Source organism: Dactylosporangium sp. CA-152071, assembly GCF_050936335.1.
In the GTDB taxonomy this organism is placed as follows: domain Bacteria; phylum Actinomycetota; class Actinomycetes; order Mycobacteriales; family Micromonosporaceae; genus Dactylosporangium; species Dactylosporangium maewongense.
On sequence record NZ_JBNJMZ010000001.1, the window covers coordinates 3,033,591 to 3,051,466 of the forward strand.

General features: G+C 76.2%; 13 protein-coding genes. 4 read left to right on the forward strand and 9 right to left on the reverse strand.

What is annotated here, in order from left to right:
* Positions 1 to 86: 86 nt before the first annotated feature.
* The 4 genes from ACQEVZ_RS13430 to ACQEVZ_RS13445 all read right to left on the reverse strand — a co-directional run bounded on the left by ACQEVZ_RS13430 (position 87) and on the right by ACQEVZ_RS13445 (position 10,398).
* Positions 87 to 2,390 (reverse strand): ATP-binding protein, encoded by a 2,304-nt coding sequence (locus tag ACQEVZ_RS13430; RefSeq protein ID WP_433365997.1) that lies wholly within the window; start codon positions 2,388 to 2,390, stop codon positions 87 to 89.
* 644 nt (positions 2,391 to 3,034) lie between these two features.
* On the reverse strand, positions 3,035 to 6,070 hold the full coding sequence (locus ACQEVZ_RS13435) for an FtsX-like permease family protein (protein ID WP_433366000.1): 3,036 nt from the start codon (positions 6,068 to 6,070) through the stop codon (positions 3,035 to 3,037).
* 577 nt (positions 6,071 to 6,647) lie between these two features.
* The gene (locus tag ACQEVZ_RS13440) at positions 6,648 to 9,587 is read right to left on the reverse strand and encodes an FtsX-like permease family protein (protein WP_433366003.1); all 2,940 of its coding nucleotides are present in this window, start codon (positions 9,585 to 9,587) and stop codon (positions 6,648 to 6,650) included.
* 310 nt (positions 9,588 to 9,897) lie between these two features.
* Entirely contained in the window at positions 9,898 to 10,398 is a 501-nt protein-coding gene (locus tag ACQEVZ_RS13445) for a MarR family winged helix-turn-helix transcriptional regulator (protein WP_433366006.1), read from the reverse strand.
* 47 nt (positions 10,399 to 10,445) lie between these two features.
* Between ACQEVZ_RS13445 and ACQEVZ_RS13450 the strand changes: the two genes are divergently transcribed.
* Positions 10,446 to 11,441: an EamA family transporter gene (locus tag ACQEVZ_RS13450; protein WP_360561302.1), complete on the forward strand. Its 996-nt coding sequence runs from the start codon at positions 10,446 to 10,448 to the stop codon at positions 11,439 to 11,441.
* Between the two features lie 46 nt (positions 11,442 to 11,487).
* Positions 11,488 to 12,081, forward strand: coding sequence for a hypothetical protein (locus tag ACQEVZ_RS13455; protein WP_433366009.1), 594 nt, complete (start codon positions 11,488 to 11,490; stop codon positions 12,079 to 12,081).
* Positions 12,082 to 12,265: 184 nt separating this feature from the next.
* On the opposite strand, the gene ACQEVZ_RS13460 is transcribed toward ACQEVZ_RS13455, so the two are convergent.
* From ACQEVZ_RS13460 to ACQEVZ_RS13475, 4 genes are read right to left on the reverse strand one after another with little or no spacing between them, the layout of a single operon-like run.
* Positions 12,266 to 12,952 (reverse strand): TVP38/TMEM64 family protein, encoded by a 687-nt coding sequence (locus ACQEVZ_RS13460; RefSeq protein ID WP_433366012.1) that lies wholly within the window; start codon positions 12,950 to 12,952, stop codon positions 12,266 to 12,268.
* A complete protein-coding gene (locus ACQEVZ_RS13465; RefSeq protein ID WP_433366015.1) occupies positions 12,949 to 13,545 on the reverse strand; it encodes a TetR/AcrR family transcriptional regulator in 597 nt (198 codons plus the stop codon). Before ACQEVZ_RS13465 ends, ACQEVZ_RS13460 begins: the two co-directional genes overlap by 4 nt.
* The gene (locus ACQEVZ_RS13470) at positions 13,545 to 14,414 is read right to left on the reverse strand and encodes a class I SAM-dependent methyltransferase (protein WP_433366018.1); all 870 of its coding nucleotides are present in this window, start codon (positions 14,412 to 14,414) and stop codon (positions 13,545 to 13,547) included. Before ACQEVZ_RS13470 ends, ACQEVZ_RS13465 begins: the two co-directional genes overlap by 1 nt.
* A gap of 4 nt (positions 14,415 to 14,418) precedes the next feature.
* On the reverse strand, positions 14,419 to 15,507 hold the full coding sequence (locus ACQEVZ_RS13475) for an ROK family transcriptional regulator (RefSeq protein WP_354904074.1): 1,089 nt from the start codon (positions 15,505 to 15,507) through the stop codon (positions 14,419 to 14,421).
* Between the two features lie 41 nt (positions 15,508 to 15,548).
* Between ACQEVZ_RS13475 and ACQEVZ_RS13480 the strand changes: the two genes are divergently transcribed.
* Together ACQEVZ_RS13480 and ACQEVZ_RS13485 are read left to right on the forward strand one after the other, a co-directional pair.
* A complete protein-coding gene (locus tag ACQEVZ_RS13480) occupies positions 15,549 to 16,790 on the forward strand; it encodes an MFS transporter (protein WP_433366022.1) in 1,242 nt (413 codons plus the stop codon).
* 84 nt (positions 16,791 to 16,874) lie between these two features.
* On the forward strand, positions 16,875 to 17,366 hold the full coding sequence (locus ACQEVZ_RS13485) for a hypothetical protein (protein WP_433366025.1): 492 nt from the start codon (positions 16,875 to 16,877) through the stop codon (positions 17,364 to 17,366).
* Between the two features lie 43 nt (positions 17,367 to 17,409).
* Here the strand turns inward: ACQEVZ_RS13485 and ACQEVZ_RS13490 are convergent, their stop codons facing one another.
* On the reverse strand, positions 17,410 to 17,823 hold the full coding sequence (locus ACQEVZ_RS13490; RefSeq protein ID WP_433366028.1) for a DUF6069 family protein: 414 nt from the start codon (positions 17,821 to 17,823) through the stop codon (positions 17,410 to 17,412).
* Positions 17,824 to 17,876 lie beyond the last annotated feature (53 nt).

Genomic DNA, 17,876 nt, shown 5'->3' on the forward strand with positions numbered 1-17,876 from the left:
CGTCACACAGCACACGGACGGCTGAGCGCCCTCGCGGACGGCGGCGCCGTTCGCCGTCGCACGGCACGCGGGCGGCTGAGTCCGGGTCACGGCAGGCGGGACAGCAGGCCCTCGCCCCACGGGAAGTCGATGTCGCCGATCAGGGCGTCGGCGGTGGCGCGTTCGCGGACGGCGTCGTCGACCAGGCCCTGCGCGTTGAGGACGGCGGCGGCCCTGAGCCTCGCCTCGCCCTCGCGGATCCGGTCGCCGAGGCGGTGGTACCGGTCGGCGCTCTCCCGGTAGCGGGCGACGGCGGTGTCGGGCTGGTCGCGTCGCTCGGCGACCTGGGCGAGGCCCTGCAGCGCGCCCGCGACCGCGGCCCCGTTACCGACGCGCTCGGCGAGGACGCGCATCTGCTCGAAGTCGCGTTCGGCGTCGTCCAGGCGGTCGTTCTGCTCGGCGGCCCACGCGACCTCCTGGTGGTAGTACGCCAGGAGGTAGTCGTCGCCGGCGCGGGCGGCGATGCCGGGGACCTCGGCGGTGATCGCGTCGGCCTCCTCGCGGCGCCCGGCGAACCGGTAGGCGAGGCCGAGCGCCAGCCGCACCCAGCCGCCCTGGACCGACTCACCCGGGGGAAGCAGTTCGCGGGCGCGTTCCATCATCGGCAGGCTCAGGTCGTGGCGGCGGAAGTTGTTGTACAGGGTGCCGAGCGCCGTTCGCACCTCGACCTCATCCTCGACGCGGCCCAGCTCTACGAACAGGTCCAGGGACTGCAGCAGCGCCGCCTCCGACTCGGCGAAGCGGTGCAGGTCGCGCAGCGCCTCGCCGCGCCGGCGGAAGGCCTGTGCGGTCTCCCGCTGGTCGCCGGCGGCCAGTGCCAGGGCTTCGTCGGCGGGTGGCAGCGCCCGCTGCACCTCTCCCGCGGTCGCCCACGCGTGCGACACCCCGCGCAGCGCCCGGGCCCGGGCCACCGGGTCACCGGCGGCGTCCGCGGCGGCGGTCCACACGGCGAGCCGGTCGAACGGGTCGATGATTTCCTGGTGTACGACGTCGACCAGCGCACTGACGGCGCCGTGACGGCTGGTGCCGACCCCCTCGGCGAGGACCGCGGGGAGGCTCGCGCTGTCCGCCGCGGACCGGCCGGTCGCCAGCCACCGCAGCAGCCGCTCCGACGCGTCCGCGTGCTCGTCGCCGGTCAGGGTCTCGGTGGCGAACAGGCGCAGCAGGTCGTGCAGGTGAAACCGTTCGGGCCCGGGCGACTCGACGAGGAACGCGTCGACGAGCCGCTCCAGCGACGCCTCCGCCCGCGGCACGTCGACACCCGCCCGGGCGGCCGCCGCCTCGAGGGTGAACACCTGCCCCGGGTGCGATCCGGCCCGGCGGAACACCAGACGGTCCACTTCGGACAGTTCGGCGTACGCGGCCTGAAACGTCGACCGGACGGCGAGGTCGCCCTGGCGGAGCTCGTCGAGCCGGCGGTGCTCCCCGGCGAGCCGCTCGGCCAGCGCCGACGGTGTCCACTGTGGACGTGCCCGGAGCCGGCCGGCGACGATGAGGACCGCGAGGGGCAGCCCGGCGCACGCCTCGACGAGGGCCCGCGCGCCGTCGGGGTCGCTGTGGACGGTGTCGGCGCCGGCGACCCGTGCGAGCAGCTCGATCGCCGCGTCCTCGGGCAGCGCGGCAAGGGGCACCGAGTGCGCGTTGGCGACCCCGGTCAGCTGCCGCCGGCTGGTGACGATGGTCGCGCACCGCGCACCGCCGGGCAGGAGCGCGGCGACGTGGGCGGAGTCGCGGGCGTCGTCGAGCAGGACCAGCACCGCCCGGTCGGCCACCGCGGACCGGAACCGCGCGGCGAGCTCCTCCACCCCGCCGCGCCGCTCGTCCTCGGGCACGCCGAGCGCGGCCAGGAACCGGCCGAGGACCGCCTCGGGCGCGACCGGCTCCGCCGACGCACCGCGCAGCGTCGCGAACAGCTGCCCGTCCGGGAAGCTCGGCCGCAGCGCGTGCGCGGCCCCGAGCGCCAGCGACGTCTTGCCGGTGCCCGGCGCGGCGGCGAGCGTCACGACCGCCGACCCGCCACTCAGGACCCGCACGATCTCGGCGACCTCGGCGTCACGCCCGAAGAGCGGGGTCGCCGCGGGCAGCTCGGCCGGAACCGGGTCGGGCACCGGGACCGGCGGCGGCTCGGGCGCCGGCAACGGCGGTGGCGGTGGCGTCTGGGCCGACTGCTGCCAGAACGCCAGACCCGCCCCGGCGACCCCGAGCACCCCGACGGCCGGCCACGCCAGCCAGGCCACCGCGTCGATCGGTGCCGGCAGGGTCCCACCGGTCGCCACGTTGACGGCGACGGCGAGGAGGACCGAGAACAGGCCGGACACGACCGCCAGCAGGATGCCCACCCGACTCCGCATGCAGGGATCTTCGCCGATACGCCGCCGCGCCACCAACCCGCCCCGGCGCGGCGGCCCATCAATGCACGCGACCACCACCGACACACCTGGCCACGACAACCGCCCCTGGCACCTCACCCCACAATGCGGACCACCCGGCGACGCCAGCGATCAGCAACCACCCATAGCAGCCCGCCACCACACTCCACCCCACAACACGGACCACCCGGCGACGCCAGCGATCAGCAACCACCCATAGCAGCCCGCCACCACACTCCACCCCACAATGCGGACCACCCGGCGACGCAAGCGATCGGCACCCAGCACTCGGCGGCCAGCGGCCAGCGACCAGCGACCAGCGACCAGCCCTACCACCACATCCGACGAAGCGCGCGACCATCAACCAACACACCGGCCGCGGCAACCCGCCCACCACCACGCTCCAACCCCACAGCGCGGGCCATCCGGCAACCCGCCACGGCAACCCGCCCTGACACCGCACTCCGCCTCAACAATGCGGACCGGACCACCCTGCGACGCGCGCGACCAGCAACCGACACACCAGCCACTGCGGCCGTCCTGGCAGCACACTCCATCCCATGACGCGGACAAGCCGGCAACGCACGCGGCCGCGGGCGGGCGGCCCGGACCGCGCAGGGGGGCGGTCAGGGGCGGGACGCGGCGACCGTGGGTGCGGCGGGCCGGGGGCGGGCGGCGGTGACGGCGACCGTCGTCAGCAGCGCCACCGCGAGCAGCCACGTCGACGGGACGAGGACGAGGCCCGGCCAGTGCGGCAGGGGTAAGCCCGGCATGTCCTCCCCGAACACGGGCATCGCCCAGCCCGTCAGCCGCCACGCGATGAGGGCGGTGGCCAGGCCGAGGACGCCGGAGGTGGCGACCAGCACCGGGTACGTCCACAGCTGGGTCCGCGCGGCCGCCCTCCGGCTCAGGCCCTGGGCGCGCAGGGCGGCGAGGTCGGCGAGGCGTTCGCGGCGGTCGACGGCGATGACGAGGGCGAGGCCACCGGCGCCGAGGACGACGGCCAGGATGCCGGCCAGCACGTGGAACCAGACGGCGAGCGCGGGACCCTGCGCGGCGAGCCGCGCCTGGGCCGCGGAGACGCCGTTGTCGCCGGTGACGACGAGCCCCTGCGCGGTGAGCCGGGCGACGGCGTCGGGCGGGGCGGCGGCGCCGAGCCACACCTCGGGGCGTTTCGCCTCGCCGGCGTCGGTTGCGGCGCGGTCCGCGTACTCGAGGTCGACCAGCGTCCCCCGCGTGCCCAGCCGCGGCACGGCGGTGAGGCGGGCGGCGGCACGCACCGCGACGGGCAGGCCGTCGAGGCCCGCGACGCCGGTGCCGTCGGGCAGGGCGGCGGTCGTCACCACGGGCAGCGGCGCGGGGACGTCGGCGGCCTGCACCCAGGCGCCGCGCGGCAGGCCTTCGGGCGCGTCGAGGGTGACCCGGAGCCCGTCGGGCGCGGCGGTGAGCGTGGCACCGTCGGAGCGCCAGCGGGACGGGTCGGCGAGGTCGGCCCGGCCCGCGGCGACGGCGACCGGGTTGATGCTGCCGATGGCGCGCAGCACGACGGTGAGCTTCACGCCGGTGGCGGTCGTGTCGGGGGTGAGGTGCAGGCCCGCGACCCGGCACCCGTCGACGCAGACGGCCGAGCGTTGCTGGAAGGTGTACGGGCCGTCGTGCAGCACCCCGAAACCGACGACAGCGGTGCCGCGGCCGGTGACCGACGACAGCACGACGCTGAAGCCGACCGGTTTCGCCGCGTCGGCGCCCTTGACGGTGACGTCGACGGACACGTCCTGCCCGGCGACGACGACGGGTGCCGGGGCGGCGGGCCGCAGCAGCCGGCCGGCACCGGCCGCGTCGAGGTCGCCGTACTCGTCGCGCCAGGTGGCGACGGTCGCGAGGCGGGTCGCGTCGACGGCGAGCTTCGGTGCCTCCCCCGGGCCGCCGGCGGGCAGCTCGGCGACGGCCATCGCGTAGTCACCGGCCGGGTCCGCGGCGCGGACGGCGTGCAGCAGCTGCTGGCGGGTGAGCGGGGCGACGCTGAGCACGCGGGGCGCGCCGGTGCCGATCTGCGCGGCGAGGTCCCGGTCGCGGGCGGCGACGTCGGCGGCGGTGACCGCGTAACCGAGCACGCCGACGGCCGCGACGAGCAGCAGGAGCAGCCGCTGCGCGCCCGGGCGGCGGGCCAGCTGAAACGCGGCGAGCGCGGCACCGAGCCGACCCCTGCGCAACGCCCGGTCACCGGCGACCCGCGCGAGCGGGACGACGCCACGGGCGGCACCGACCGCCAGCGCGATGATCACGAGCGCGGGCGCGGCGAGGGCGACCCCGGACAGCGAGCCGCCGGTGAGGAACAGCTGCGCGGTGGCGGTCACGGCGAGCAGCCCGACGACGATCTCGGCGGTGACGAGCCGCCACCCGGTCAGCTGCGCCCGGACCCGCCGCATCAGGTCCGCGACGCCGCTGACGAGGTGCCGGCGCTGGGCGGCCAGCATCGCCACGACCGCGCCGAGCAGCGCCCACGGCGCCCACCGCAGCGCGTCGAGCCCGAGGACCGGCGTGTCGACGCCGGGGAACCGCCACGCGACGACGGCGGCGACGAGCAGTTGCCCGGCGACGCAACCGGCGACCCCACCGGCGAGGAGCGCGGCGAGGCTCTCACCGCTGGTCAGCCACCACCGCGTCCACCAGCGGGCGCCGCGCAGCGCGATGACGGCGAGCTCGGGCCGCCGGCCTTCGGTGCCGTACCCGGCGGCGATGAAGATGACGGCGTACGCGAGCAGCAGCAGCGGCGCCGCACCGACGGGAATGCTGCGGCGGGCGAGGTCGCGGCTGCGGTCGATCCTGTCGAGCAGCTGCGGGATCGCGGTGGTGAGGGTGAGCGCCCGGCCGAGGTTCTCCCCGCGGGCGTCGAGCCCGGCGAGGTCGCGGCGCAGGGCGGGCAGCCTCGCCTCGGTGATCGTGCCGGGGATGGCGGTCGCGTCGATCGAGACGTCGCTGGGCCCGTGCGACATGGTGCGGATCGTCTCGGCGCCGGTGAAGACCGGCTCGCCGGGGCGGGCGGTGTGGTCGAGCCGGAAGTACCCGTGGGCGCCCCAGTACTGCCCGTCGGGCTCGGGCGTGCGGTACGTCCCGGCGACGGTCAGCGGCGTGGCGTCGCCGTCCGCGACGTAGATGGGCCGGGTCGGGTCGGTGCTGATCACCGCATACGTGAGGGTGATCAGATCACCGGCGGCGAGGTGCAGCCGCTGGGCGGTCTGCTCCCCCACGACGACCTCACCCGCCGCGGCGAGGCACCGGCCGGTGACGATCGTCAGGTGGGCGCAGACGCCCTGCCGGTACAGCAGCCGCGACGCCACCCGAGGGTCCGGTTCGATCCCGATGGCGGCGAACTCCTCGGCGTATACCTGCGTGAACCCGGGCACCGCGACCAGCGCCCCACCGACGTCCGCGAACGAGACCCCGCCGGGCTCCCGCTGCTCGTTGACGGTGGCCTGGACCGTCAGCGACAGCTCGGCGGGGCTGGCCGTGGCAACCTGCCCGGCCACCACGGCACGGTCGACCGCCTGGAGGTAGGCGGGCGCGGCGACGGCCGCCGCGACCGCGAACATCGCCAGCAGCGCGAGCGTGACCGCCTGCCCCCGACGGGCACGCAACATGCCGAGCAACAACGACATCATCGCGACCAACCCCGATCAACGTGCCACGCATCAACCCGACGACCGACCGGCAACCCCGCCACCCACCAGACCAACCCGACCCCACCCACCCCCACAACAGCCGCCACGGCAACGAAACCCACGACCGCCACCACAGCGGAGAAGACCACGGACGCCGCCACAACGGCGAACACCGCGGACGCCACCGCAGCGGACACGACCTCGGACGCCACCGGCCACCAGCCACCGACAGCGCAACGGTCACCGGCAACGCGAGGGCCACCAACTGCCTGAAGGTCGCCGACCGCCCGAGGCGAGCACGCGACCTGCCCAGCGGCAACGGCATCATCGCGACAAACCCCGATCGACCGCGGCAAACACCGAACCGGCGGACGACCCGCAGCACCGGCGACCATCGAACCGCGCCGGCCACACCCGCCGAAGCCACCACCACGTCGATGCCGGCCACGGATGGCAGCGCCGATGGCACCGACCCGACGACCCTGCCGCGCGCCGGCGACAGACGCGGACATCGCCGGCAGTGGGACGGGCGCCGGTTGTGCACGGCGGGGGTGGGGGGCGGATGGCGACGGTGGTGTCATCGGGACGGGCCTTGGGCGGTGTCGGGGGCGTTGAGGTGGCGGGTGAGCGGGAGTGCGGTCAGCCACCAGGACAGGCCGAGGACGCACAGGGCGACCGCCGCGGCGGCGGCCAGGGCCGGCGGCGGCAGGGCGGAAGGCGCCGGCATGACCTGCCAGTCGTCGACGAACGGGCGGCGGGGCGGGCCGGTGGCGAGCCGGGCGGCGACGGCGGCGAGCAGGCCGGTGGCGGCGCCGAGGACGAGGACGGCGGCGTAGCCCGCGCGGCCGGCGGTGACGGCGATGCCGGCGGGCAGGCCCTGCCGGCGCAGGGCGCGCAGCTCGGTGAGGCGCCGGCGCCGTTCGACGGCGACCGCGACGGCGAGCGCGGTCGCGGCGGCGAGGAGGCCGAGCGCGGCGGTGACCAGCTGCAGCCGGGCGGCGACGGCGGGGCCCTGGCCGGCCAGCCGGTCGGCGCGGGCGGTGACGGTGTCGTCGGCGAGGACGACGAGGCCGGCGGTGGTGAGGGCGGCGACGACCGACGCGGGCGCGCCGGCGGTGAGCCACACCTCGGTGCGGCCGCCGGTGCCGCCGGTGCCGAGCCGCTGGGCGGCGTCGAGGTCGAGCAGGATGCCGGCGGTGCCGACGGCGGGCAGGACGCCGGTGGTGCCGGCGACGCGGACCGGGACGGCGCCGCTGCCGAACACGTCGACGGCCGGGTCGCCGAGCCGCCACGCCTCGGGTGCCTCGCCGGCGACGACGACGGGCAGCGGCAGGCCGGCGGCGATCGGGTAGGCGCTGCTGTCGCCCCGGTACGGCGCCGGCGCCTGCGCGAGCGTCAGGGTGCCCTGCCGGGCGACGACGGACATCGCTGGTCCCTTCGCCGCCGCCCGCCACAGCCTGGGGTCGCCGAGCGCGGCGCTATCGAACACGGCCCGGTCCGCCTGCCGCAGCGCCTCGACGGTGAGCGCGTCGCCGGCGGCCGCGCGGACCAGGTCGAGGCGGGTGACGCGGCAGCCCCCGGCGCAGCCTTCGACGGCGGCGGTGACCTCGTGCTCGCCGGCCGGGACGGCCTCGAACGTGACCGTGCCCAGTGCCCCGGTCGCGGTGTCCTGGAGGTGCACGGCCAGCGCCGCCGGCCGCTCCCCGGTGTTGCGGGCGCGCAGGACGAGCGGTCCGGCGGTCACGGCCACGGGGGAGCCGGCGGGCGGTGCGGCAAGCGCCGGAAGCGGACCATACGCGGTGCGCCACCGGGCGACGGCGGCGAGCCGGGACGCGTCCACGGCGAGGATCCGGGGGCGGCTGGTGTCGTCGACGACGGCGGCCATCGCATACCGGCCGGTCGGGTCGGCCTCCCGGACCGCCCGCAGCAGCAGCGTCGGGTTGGCGGCCTGCACGGTGAGCACCCGGTCGGCGCCGAGCTCCTGGCCGCTGCGGTCGGCCCGGGCGGTGTCGCCGAAGACCTGCGCGGCGGTCGCGGCGGTGAGGCCCGCGACGGCGACGGCGACGAGCGCGAAGACCCGGTCGGCGCCGGGCCGGCGGGACACCTGCACGGCGGTGAGCCCGAGCCGCAGCCGCCCGCCGCGCAGCGCGCCCGCGCCGGCCCGATCGGCGACGGCGCCGAGCAGCCGGGCGAGGGGCACGGCGAGCAGCACCGCGACGAGCACGGGGACGGCGGCGGCGAAACCGTTGCGCCCCAGCTGGAACGCGCCGACGGCGGCGAGGACCACGAGCACCGCGTCGGCCGCGCCGCGCCGCCAGCCGCGCCGGCGGCCCGGCACCTCCCGCAGCAGCGCCGCGACCGGCGCCCGCAGCACGGGCAGCTCGGCGCTGAGCACGGCGGCGGCGCCCCCGAGCAGGGCCAGGCCGGCGGCGACGCCGCTCGCGCGCAGCACCGAGCCGGTCTCCGCGGACGGCGGGGCGCCTGCCAGAACGTGCCCCAGCAGCAGCCCCAGCCCGAGTCCCGCGGGTGCGGCGGCCAGCAGCGGCACCAGGTGCTGCCCGGCGGCCAGCCGCAGCGTCCGGCGGCGGGTGCTGCCGCGCAGCTTCAGCAGGGCGACGTCGCCGCGCCGGTCACCGGCGGTGTGGCGACCGGCGAGCCCGAGCGCGAACCAGCACAGGATCACCGCCTGCAGGACGCCGGTGAGCACGCCGCGGCGGATCGCGGCCCGGTCGGCGGCGATGCGGGCGAGCAGGTCCTGGGTCGGCGCGACCAGGTAGTAGCCGCCGGAGCGCAGGGTGTATTCGGCGCGCCGCAGCCGCTCGTCGAGGTCGCCGCCGGCGAGTGCCTGCGCCGGGACGGTCGTCGTGTAGTCGAACGTCGGGTCGGCGAACCGGCTGCTGGCGAACGTGTCTGCGGCGACGAAGAACGGGTCGGCGGCGACGGACCGGTCGCGGCGGAAGAGCGGGTTGGCCCAGTAGAGGCCGGCGGGGTCCGCGAGCTCGTAGCGGCCGACGACGCGCAGCCGCTCCTGCGGCGCACCGGGCTGGGTGCTCAGCAGCACCGTGTCGCCGATGCGGAGGTTGTACGCCGCGGCGGTAGCCCCGCTGACGACGGTCTCACCGGCCGCCTGCGGGCAGCTGCCCTCGACGCGCATGTGCTCGCACGCGCCGTCGCGGTATGCGGCGACGACGCTCGCCCCGCCGCTGCCATACGACATGGACACGGCGATGCCGAGGACCGGCGCGGCGTCGCGGACGGTCAGGAGCCGCTCCACACCGGCGCGGAACGTGGTGAGCGCGACGGTCGCGTCGCCGTCCGTGTCGCTCTGCCTGCGCACCGACAGCATGCGCTGGGTAGCGGGCGCGACCGCGACGTCGGCGGCGACGGCGCGGCGCTCGGCGGCGGCCGCATACCAGGGACCGGCGGCCGCGGCGGTGACGAGCAGGACCGCGAGCGCGAACACGGTCCACGCCTGCGCGGTGCGCGCCCGCAGCGCACCCAGCACCAACCGGAGCACGGCACCCTCCTCGACCCGGCGCCCGGAGCCTACGCACCGGGCACGAATGAACCTACGTGCCGGGTACGACAGAAAACCACGCGCCGCGGAGCGGCAGAAGACCACGTGCCGCGGAACGGCAGAGGAACGGCAGAACACCGCGTGCCTGGTGGGACGGAAACGACGGTGGGCCCCGGCGTCGTGTGCCGGGACCCACCGTTCGTGGCGCCGCTCGCCTCCGCAGTCGATAGGGCAGTACGGAGACTGAGGGCTTGTACTGTCTTGGTTGCCGGTCCGCGACGCGCTCAAACATCGCGTCCTTTATGGACGGTCAGCCCTCCTCGGCGGCGGAGAGAAGCTCGCGCAGCAGCGCGGAGAGCTGCCGGCGGCGCGGCTCGGGCAGCCGCTCGAAGACCTCCCGCTGCTCGGCCAGGCCGACGGCGACGGCCTCGTCGACGAGCACCCGGCCGGCGCCGGTCAGCGTGACCACGAGGCCGCGACGGTCGGCGGGGTCGGGCGAGCGGGCGACGAGCCCGGCCCGCTCGAGGCGGTCGAGGCGGCCGGTCATCCCGCCCGAGGTCAGCATGAGCGACGAGGTCAGCGCCTTCGGCGACAGCTGGAACGGCTCGCCCGACCGGCGCAGCGTCGCGAGCACGTCGAACTCGCCGCGGTTGAGGCCGAGCGCTCCGTACACCCGCTCCTGCCGGTCACCGACGATCTTCGCCAGGCGGTACACGCGACCGAACGCCGCCATCGCCTCGGTCTCCAGGTCCGGTCGCTCGCGGGCCCACTGCTCCACGATCCGGTCGACGTCGTCTGCCACGTCCACCATCCTCGCACATCTTGCTTCTAAGTAGCTTACTGCTAAGCTACTTAGTCATGAGGAACCTAGCCGCGACGACCGCCATCGCCCCCGCGCTGTGGGGCACCACCTACCTCGTCACCACGGAGTTCCTGCCCGACGGCCGTCCGCTGCTCGCCGGGACGCTGCGTGCCCTGCCCGCCGGGCTGCTGCTGGTCGGGGCCGCGGCCACCGCCGCCGGGCGCCGCGGCCTGCCGTCCGGCGCCTGGTGGTGGCGCGCGGCCGTGCTCGGGTTCCTGAACATCGGCCTGTTCTTCGCCCTGCTGTTCGTCGCCGCCTACCGGCTGCCCGGCGGGATCGCGGCCGTGCTCGGCGCGCTCGGCCCGTTCGTCGTGGCGGCGCTCGCGTTCGGGCTGCTCGGCCAGCGTCCCGCGGTGCGCGTCCTGCTCGCCGGCGCCGCGGGCGTGGCCGGCGTGGGGCTGCTGGTGCTGCGCTCCGACGCCGCCCTCGACCCGATCGGCCTGGCCGCCGCGGCCGCCGGCATGGTGTCGATGTCCCTGGGCACGGTGCTGGGCCGCCGCTGGGGCACGCCGCCCGGGCTGCCGGACCGCCGCACGGCGCTGCTGGCGCTGACCGGCTGGCAGCTGACCGTCGGCGGCCTCCTGCTCGCCCCGGTGATGCTCGCCGTCGAGGGGTTTCCGCCGGTACTGACGTGGACCAACGCGGCAGGCTTCGGCTACCTCTCGCTGGTCGGCACCGCGGGCGCCTACTTCCTGTGGTTCCGCGGCGTGACGTCCCTCGCGCCCGCCAGGGTCACGCTGCTCGGCCTGCTCAGCCCGGTCGTCGCGGCGGTGGTCGGCTGGCTCGCGCTGGACCAGTCGCTCTCCCCCGGCCAGCTGCTCGGCGCCGTCGCCGTCCTCGCCGCCGTCGTCGTGGGCACCCGCTCGGCGCCCTCCTCCGGTGCGGCCGCCACCCCGACCGGTCCGGACAGCTCGCCGGCGAGCCCCGCCACGCCCGTCACCCGGACCGATCGAGCGGTGCTCGGGCAGCGGCGATCGCTGATGTACCGGTAACCTGGCCCCTCCGATGGGTTCGAGCCGTGCGTACGGGGGGGGGATCGTGTCCGAGGAGATCTGGCGCGCCTGGGCCGGGCGGGCGCTCGCCGCCGTCGCGGTCGTGGGCGCGGCCGTGGCGCTGGTCGGCCTCACCACCGGCGCCTGGGCCACCTGCACGCTGCACGGCCTGAGCACCGCCCGGGGCGACCACGGCACCGACCCGGCCCGGCGCCTCGACGTCGACCTGTTCCCCGACGGCCGGGTCGCGGCCCACGGCGAGTCCTCGATGCTGCGGACGTACGACGACGGGGCGCACGCCGCCGTCCGCTCGGCGCTCGGCCATGCGATCCCCGGCCTGCTGGACGGGTTCGCCATCGCCTGCGTGGTCGCGATCGGGCTGCTGGCGCTCGTCGGCACCGTCCGGCGGCTGCCGGCGCACCTGTGGACGGTCGCCTGCGCGGTCGCCGCGGGCGCGCTCGTGGCGGTGGCGGTGCTGCGCTTCGAGACCCTCGCGGCGCTGGCCGCGTTCGCGCCCGGCGTGGCCTCGGACTTCGAGGTCCACGGCACGCCCCTCGCCGGCTGGACCACGGCCGCGCTGGTGGTGTACCTCGTCGCCGCGGCGGCCCACCCGCTGCTGCGCGAGCCCACCGACACCTGACCACCGGCGGCCACCAGCAGCCACCCGCCACCGCGCGGACCCGCCACCGCCTGACCACCGGGTGGCGACCCGCTGGCCCACGGGCTGGCCGACCCTGACCACCGGCAACCATCCGCCACCCCCACGAGCCGGCAGGCGCTGACCAGCCGGCCTCACCCGCGATGCTTCGCGACGCCGCCGGCGTTCACGCCTGGCCGTGCGACTCCACCGGCGTCCGGTCGCCGTCCCGGCCGGCGCGACGGCGGCGGTGGCGTTCGACGGCGAGCCCGCCGACGGTGAGCACCAGCAGCGTCGCGAGGGCCGCCCACATCGGCCAGTGGCCCGGCTGCGATCCGTAGGCGCCGACGGTGACGTACGCGGTGGTCGCCGGCAGGATGCCGACGAGGGTGCCGAGGACGAAGTCGCGCAGCCGCACCGACGTCAGCCCGGCGACGTAGTTGACGGCGGTGAACGGCACGATCGGGATCAGCCTGGCGACCACGATGGTCCGCAGCCCGTTGCCCGCCAGCAGGTTGTCCAGGCGGTCGATGCGGCCGCCGGTCAGCCACCGCACGGAGTCGCGGCCCAGCAACCGCCCGAGGTGAAACGCCGCCACCGCCCCGAGCATCGCGCCGCTGACGACGACCGCGACCCCGGCCGGCACCCCGAAGAGCGCCCCGGCGGCCAGCGTGAAGACCGTCTTCGGCAACGGCGAGAGCGACACCACGGCGTACAACATGCTGAACGCGACCGGCGCCCACCATCCGAGCCCGAGGACGTCCTCTCGCAGCCGCTGCTGGTCGGGCACCCCGATGAGGACCGCCGCCGCCACCACCAACGCCACCAGCGAGAGCAGCCCGGCGACGTGCAGCAGCGCGGCACGAACGGTCATGATCCCATCATGCCTTCACCTGCCGGTCCGCGCTCCGGTGGCGGGGTGAGGGCGGTGCGGAGGAGGTGTTCGGCGGTCGCGGCCAGGGCGGCGTGGTCGAGGGTGTCGTCGAGGACGGTCTGCAGGAGGAGGCCCTGATAGATGGCGATGAAGATCCTGATGACCGAGTCGGCGTCGAGGTCCGGCGGCAGCGCGGCGCCGGCGAGGAGGCGGGCGGGGCGGTCGACGCCGGAGCGGACGAGGTCGCGGATGCGGTCGGAGCGGACGGTCTCGGCCCAGACCTGCAGGGAGAGGCGGAGGGCGTCGCGGGTGGCGGGGTCGCCGAGGTCGCGGAGCAGGTCGGTGTACGCGGCGACCGGATCCTCCTCGCGGAGACGGCGTTCGCGCTGCTCGTGGCGTTCGGTGACGATGGCGGCGATCATGTCGTCCTTGCTGGTGAAGTACCGGTAGACCAGGCCGGCGCTCACGCCCGACTCGCGGACGATGTCCTGCACGGAGGTGCGGTGGAAGCCTTCGCGGGCGAAGCAGGCGGCGGCCGCGTCGAGGATCTGCCGGCGGCGGGCGGCGAAGTGGGCGTCGTCGACCTTCGGCATCAGCCGGCCACCAGCGCGCGGGCGACGCGGTAGAACTCGGCGGTCGGCTCGGCGGCCCGGCGGGGCGCGGGCAGCAGCAGCGCCGCGGCCGCGCGGGTCGACAGGTCCTCCTCGAGCCGGAGCCCGCGCGCGGCCAGGTAGGCGTGGACGGCGGCGGGGTCGAGGCCGAACGTCCAGGGTTCGCCCTGCCGGCGCACCGCGGCGTGCCACTCGGCGGCGCCCGGGAACTGTGCGGTGCCGTCCAGGACGCCGCGGTCGACGTACGTGAAGATGACGGTGCTGCCGGCGGGGCACAGCGTGGCGAGGGCCCGCAGGGTCGCGTCGACGGCCTCGGCGGACAGGTAGTTGGTGACGCCCTCCCAGATCACCACGGTGCGCTTCGACGGGTCGAGGCCGGCGGCGCGCAGGACCGTGGCGAGGTCGTCGGTGATGAGGTCGGCCGGGGCGAACACGACACCCGGCCGGGCGTGGCGGCCGAGGCGGCGCCGCTTCGTGGTCTGGGTCGCGGGGTGGTCGACCTCGAACCACGTGGCGCCGCCGGGGAAGCGGTGGGCGCGGCTGTCGAACCCCGCGCCGAGCAGCACGACCTGGTGGGCGCCGCCGGACAGGGCGGACGCCAGCCAGCGGTCGATGAGCGCGGTGCGGACCACCGCCGAGGCGCGCGGGCCGCCGGACCAGCGCCGGTCGATGTAGCGCACCAGCGCCGCGTGGACCCCCGGCAGGCGGCACAGCCCGACGACGGGACGGTGCCGCGGGGCGAGGAGCCGCCACGCGAGAGGGTCGTGGAACAGGCTCCCGCCCGGGCGTGCCGACTCCAGGGCCCGGAACCCGGCGACGTGCTCGGCGGTGCGGCTGCTGCGGTCGATCACGCCCTCAGAATAATGAACGAACACCCATTTTTGAAGGGATGCCGTAGGCGGCGTCGAGGACCTGCATGGCCGCGCCGGCCGCGATGACGTCGGCGCCGAGGTCGGCGAGCGTGACCGAGACGTCCATCCAGTGGGAGCCGGGGATCGCGGCGCGCGTGGCGGCGCGGTACACCTCGGGAAACCGCAGCAGGTCGGCACCGGCGAGCACGATGTGGTCGACGTCGGTGGTCTGCAGCAGGTTGACGATGCCCGCCGCGAGCACCCGCGCGGCGTCGTCCACGCGCCCGTCCGCGAAGGCCGTGTCGTGCAGGATCTCCAGGCAGCCCGACCGCCCGCAGACGCAGCGCGGCCCGTCGAGCTGGACGACGGTGTGCCCGAACTCGCCCGCGTTGGTGTGCGCGCCCCGGTAGGCGGCGCCGCCGAGCCACAGGCCCGCGCCGACACCGGACTCGACCATGATCAGCGCGCCGTCGCGGAACGCGGGTCCGCGCCGCCACGCTTCGGCGGTCACGCCCGCGGTGACGTCCTTGTCCAGGTGTACGGGCAGCGCGAGCGCCTCCTGCGCGAGCCGGCGCAGCGGCACGTCGTGCCAGTGCCGCAGCCGGTGCGCGCCGCGGACGATGCCGGCGGCGTGGTCGAGCGGCCCGACCATCCCGATGCCGACCCCGACCAGGTCCTGCCCGGCCGGCATGGAGGACCGGAGCGCGTCCAGGAGCTGGCCCGGCGTGAAGTCGGGGGGAAGCGGCACGACCCGCGAGGCGAGGACCGTGCCGGCGAGGTCGGTCAGCACGGTGCGCAGCGTGGTGCGGGCGACGTGCACGCCGACCGCGTGGCGGCTGCCGGGCACGAGCCGGTAGATGCTGGCCGGCTTGCCGACGCCCTGCCGGCGGACCCCGCACACCTCGACGAGGCCCTGCTCGGTGAGCCGGCCGAGGACCTTCGACACGGCCTGCGGGGTCAGCCCGGTCGCCTCGGCGACGCCGGCCCGGTCGAACTCGGCCCGCGTCCTCGCGAGCGCGACGACGAGCGACTCGTTGTAGTCCCGCAGGTGCTCGAGGTGCACGCGATTGGGTGTCGCGCCGGGCGTGTCCATCACCACAGTCTATTACGCAACAGCGTTGCTAAACTGCCCGCATGGACCACCTCACCGCGTCCCGACGCTGGACGGCGCTGCTCGCCCTCGCGCTCGGCGGCTTCGCCATCGGGCTCACCGAGTTCGTCGCGATGGGGCTCCTGCCGGACATCGCCCGCAACCTGCTGCCGTCGCTCTATGCGCAGTCCAGCGCGAAGGCCGTCGCGCACGGCGGTTGGATGATCACCGTGTACGCCTTGGGCGTGGTCGTCGGCGCGCCCACCATCGCGGCGCTGACGGCGCGGGTGCCACGCAAGCGGCTCGTCATGGGGCTCCTGGCGCTGTTCGCGGCCGGGACGGTCGCCTCGGCGCTCGCCCCGACGTTCGAGCTGGTGCTGGCCGCCCGGTTCGTCGCGGCACTGCCCCACGGCGCCTACTTCGGCGCCGCCGGCCTGCTCGCCGCCGCCATCATGGGCCCGGGCAACCAGGCGAAGGGCTTCGCGGTCGTCCTCGGCGGCCTCACCGCGGCCAACCTCGTCGGCGTCCCCGCCATCACCAGGCTCGGCCAGACGGCGAGCTGGCGCACCGCGTACATGGTGATCGCCCTCATGTTCGTCCTGACGCTCCTCGCGGTCCTCGCCACCGTGCCCGCGGTCGCCGCCGCCGTCGACGGCTCGCCGCGCGCCGAGCTGGCCGCGTTCCGGGCGCCGCAGGTGTGGCTCGTCGCCGCGGTCGCGGCGCTGGGCTTCGCCGGCTTCTTCGCCATCGACAGCTACATCGCCCCGGTGACCACCCACGTCGCCGGCCTGCCCACCGGCACCGTCCCGTGGGTCCTCGTCGCCGTCGGCCTCGGCATGACCGTCGGCAACGCCGCCGGCGGCTACTTCTCCGACCGCGACCTGCGCCGCAGTATCCTCGGCGGGTTCGTCATGTTCATCGCCGCGATGGTGGTCTTCGCCCTGGTCGCCGGCTCCACCGCGGGCCTGTTCGCCGGCGCCTTCCTCATCGGCGCCACCGGCCTCTTCCTCGGCCCGGCGATGCAGTCGCGGCTGATCAGCGTCGCCCCCACCGCCCAGCTGATGGGCGCCGCGGTCAACCAGTCCGCCATGAACGTCGCCAACAGCCTCGGCGCCGCCCTCGGCGGCCTCGTCATCGCCCGCGGCTGGGGCTACCTCGCCCCCGCCTGGGTGGGCATCGCCCTGGGCGTGGTCGGCCTGGGCCTCGCCGCGGTCAGCTTCCTGGTCGAGGACCGCGCCACCCGCCGCTCCGCCCCCGCTCCCGAGCCCGCCCTGACCGCCCGCTGACCCGCCGGCCGCCCGACCGGGCATCGGCGGCGGTGAGATCCTGCGCACCCCCGCGGATCCACGGCCGACCGGTACGATCTGAACGTGTTCAAAAAGGTGCGGGGCGGGTCGATACTGCTGGCCGGACTGGTCGGGTCGGTGGTGCTGCGCGGGGCGCTGTGGGTGCTCACGGTGTCCGCCGTGGGGCCGTTGCTGGGGCCGGTCGCCGTCCTCGCCGGTGAGACGGTCGGGCGTGCCGCCGGGACGGCGGTCTGGGCCGGCGACATCGTGGCCTCGGTGCTGTGCGCCGTCGCGACGGGCGTCGCCTGTCACGGGCTGCATGCCGACCGGGCGTGGGCGTTCCGGCTGGGGCGGGGACTGGCGTGGTTCTACGTCGCCCTCAACGCGATCGCCGCCGCGGCCTGCGTTGCGCTGATGCCGGGGTGGGGGCAGCTCGCGGTGCCGTTCGCGCTGTACGCCGTGTCGCTGCTGGTCGCCGTCGCCGCGCTCCGCCGGTTGGGGGCGGAGCGTGGCTCCGCGATGGTCGTCGGGATCGCCACCCTGCGCCGGACGGCCGCCGCCGCGGCGGGCCGCTGAAAGGCCCGCCGCGCGGCCACGGCTCCGGTGGGGCGTTGACCGGTCACGCCGCGGAGAGGCGGCGGGCGATGGCGGGGATGACGATGGCGGCGGCGACGAGATGGGTGAGCATCAGGAGGGCCTTCGTGGCCGTGGTGGCGTCGGCGATGGCGTCCGGGACCAGCGACAGCACGGTGAGCACGACGGTGGTGCGGACGAAGGTGCGGCGCGGGTGGCGGGCCTTGTACGACAGGGCGACCGCGAGGACCACGCCGACCAGCGAGAACACCGCGGTGAGGGTGGCGAAGCCGGGCACGGGGATCGGGGCGCCGCTGACGTTCAGGCTGATGCCCGCGGCGTTGCCGGCGGCGGCGACGGCCGAGGTGGCGGCGCCGGCCACGGCGGTGGCGGCGAGGCCGGTGACGACGAGGGCGGTGGTGGTGCGGGGGCGGGCGGTGGTGGTGAACGTCGCGGACATGATGACCTCCGGTGTGCGGACCGGCCCGGTGCCGGTTCCTGACCACAGGTCGA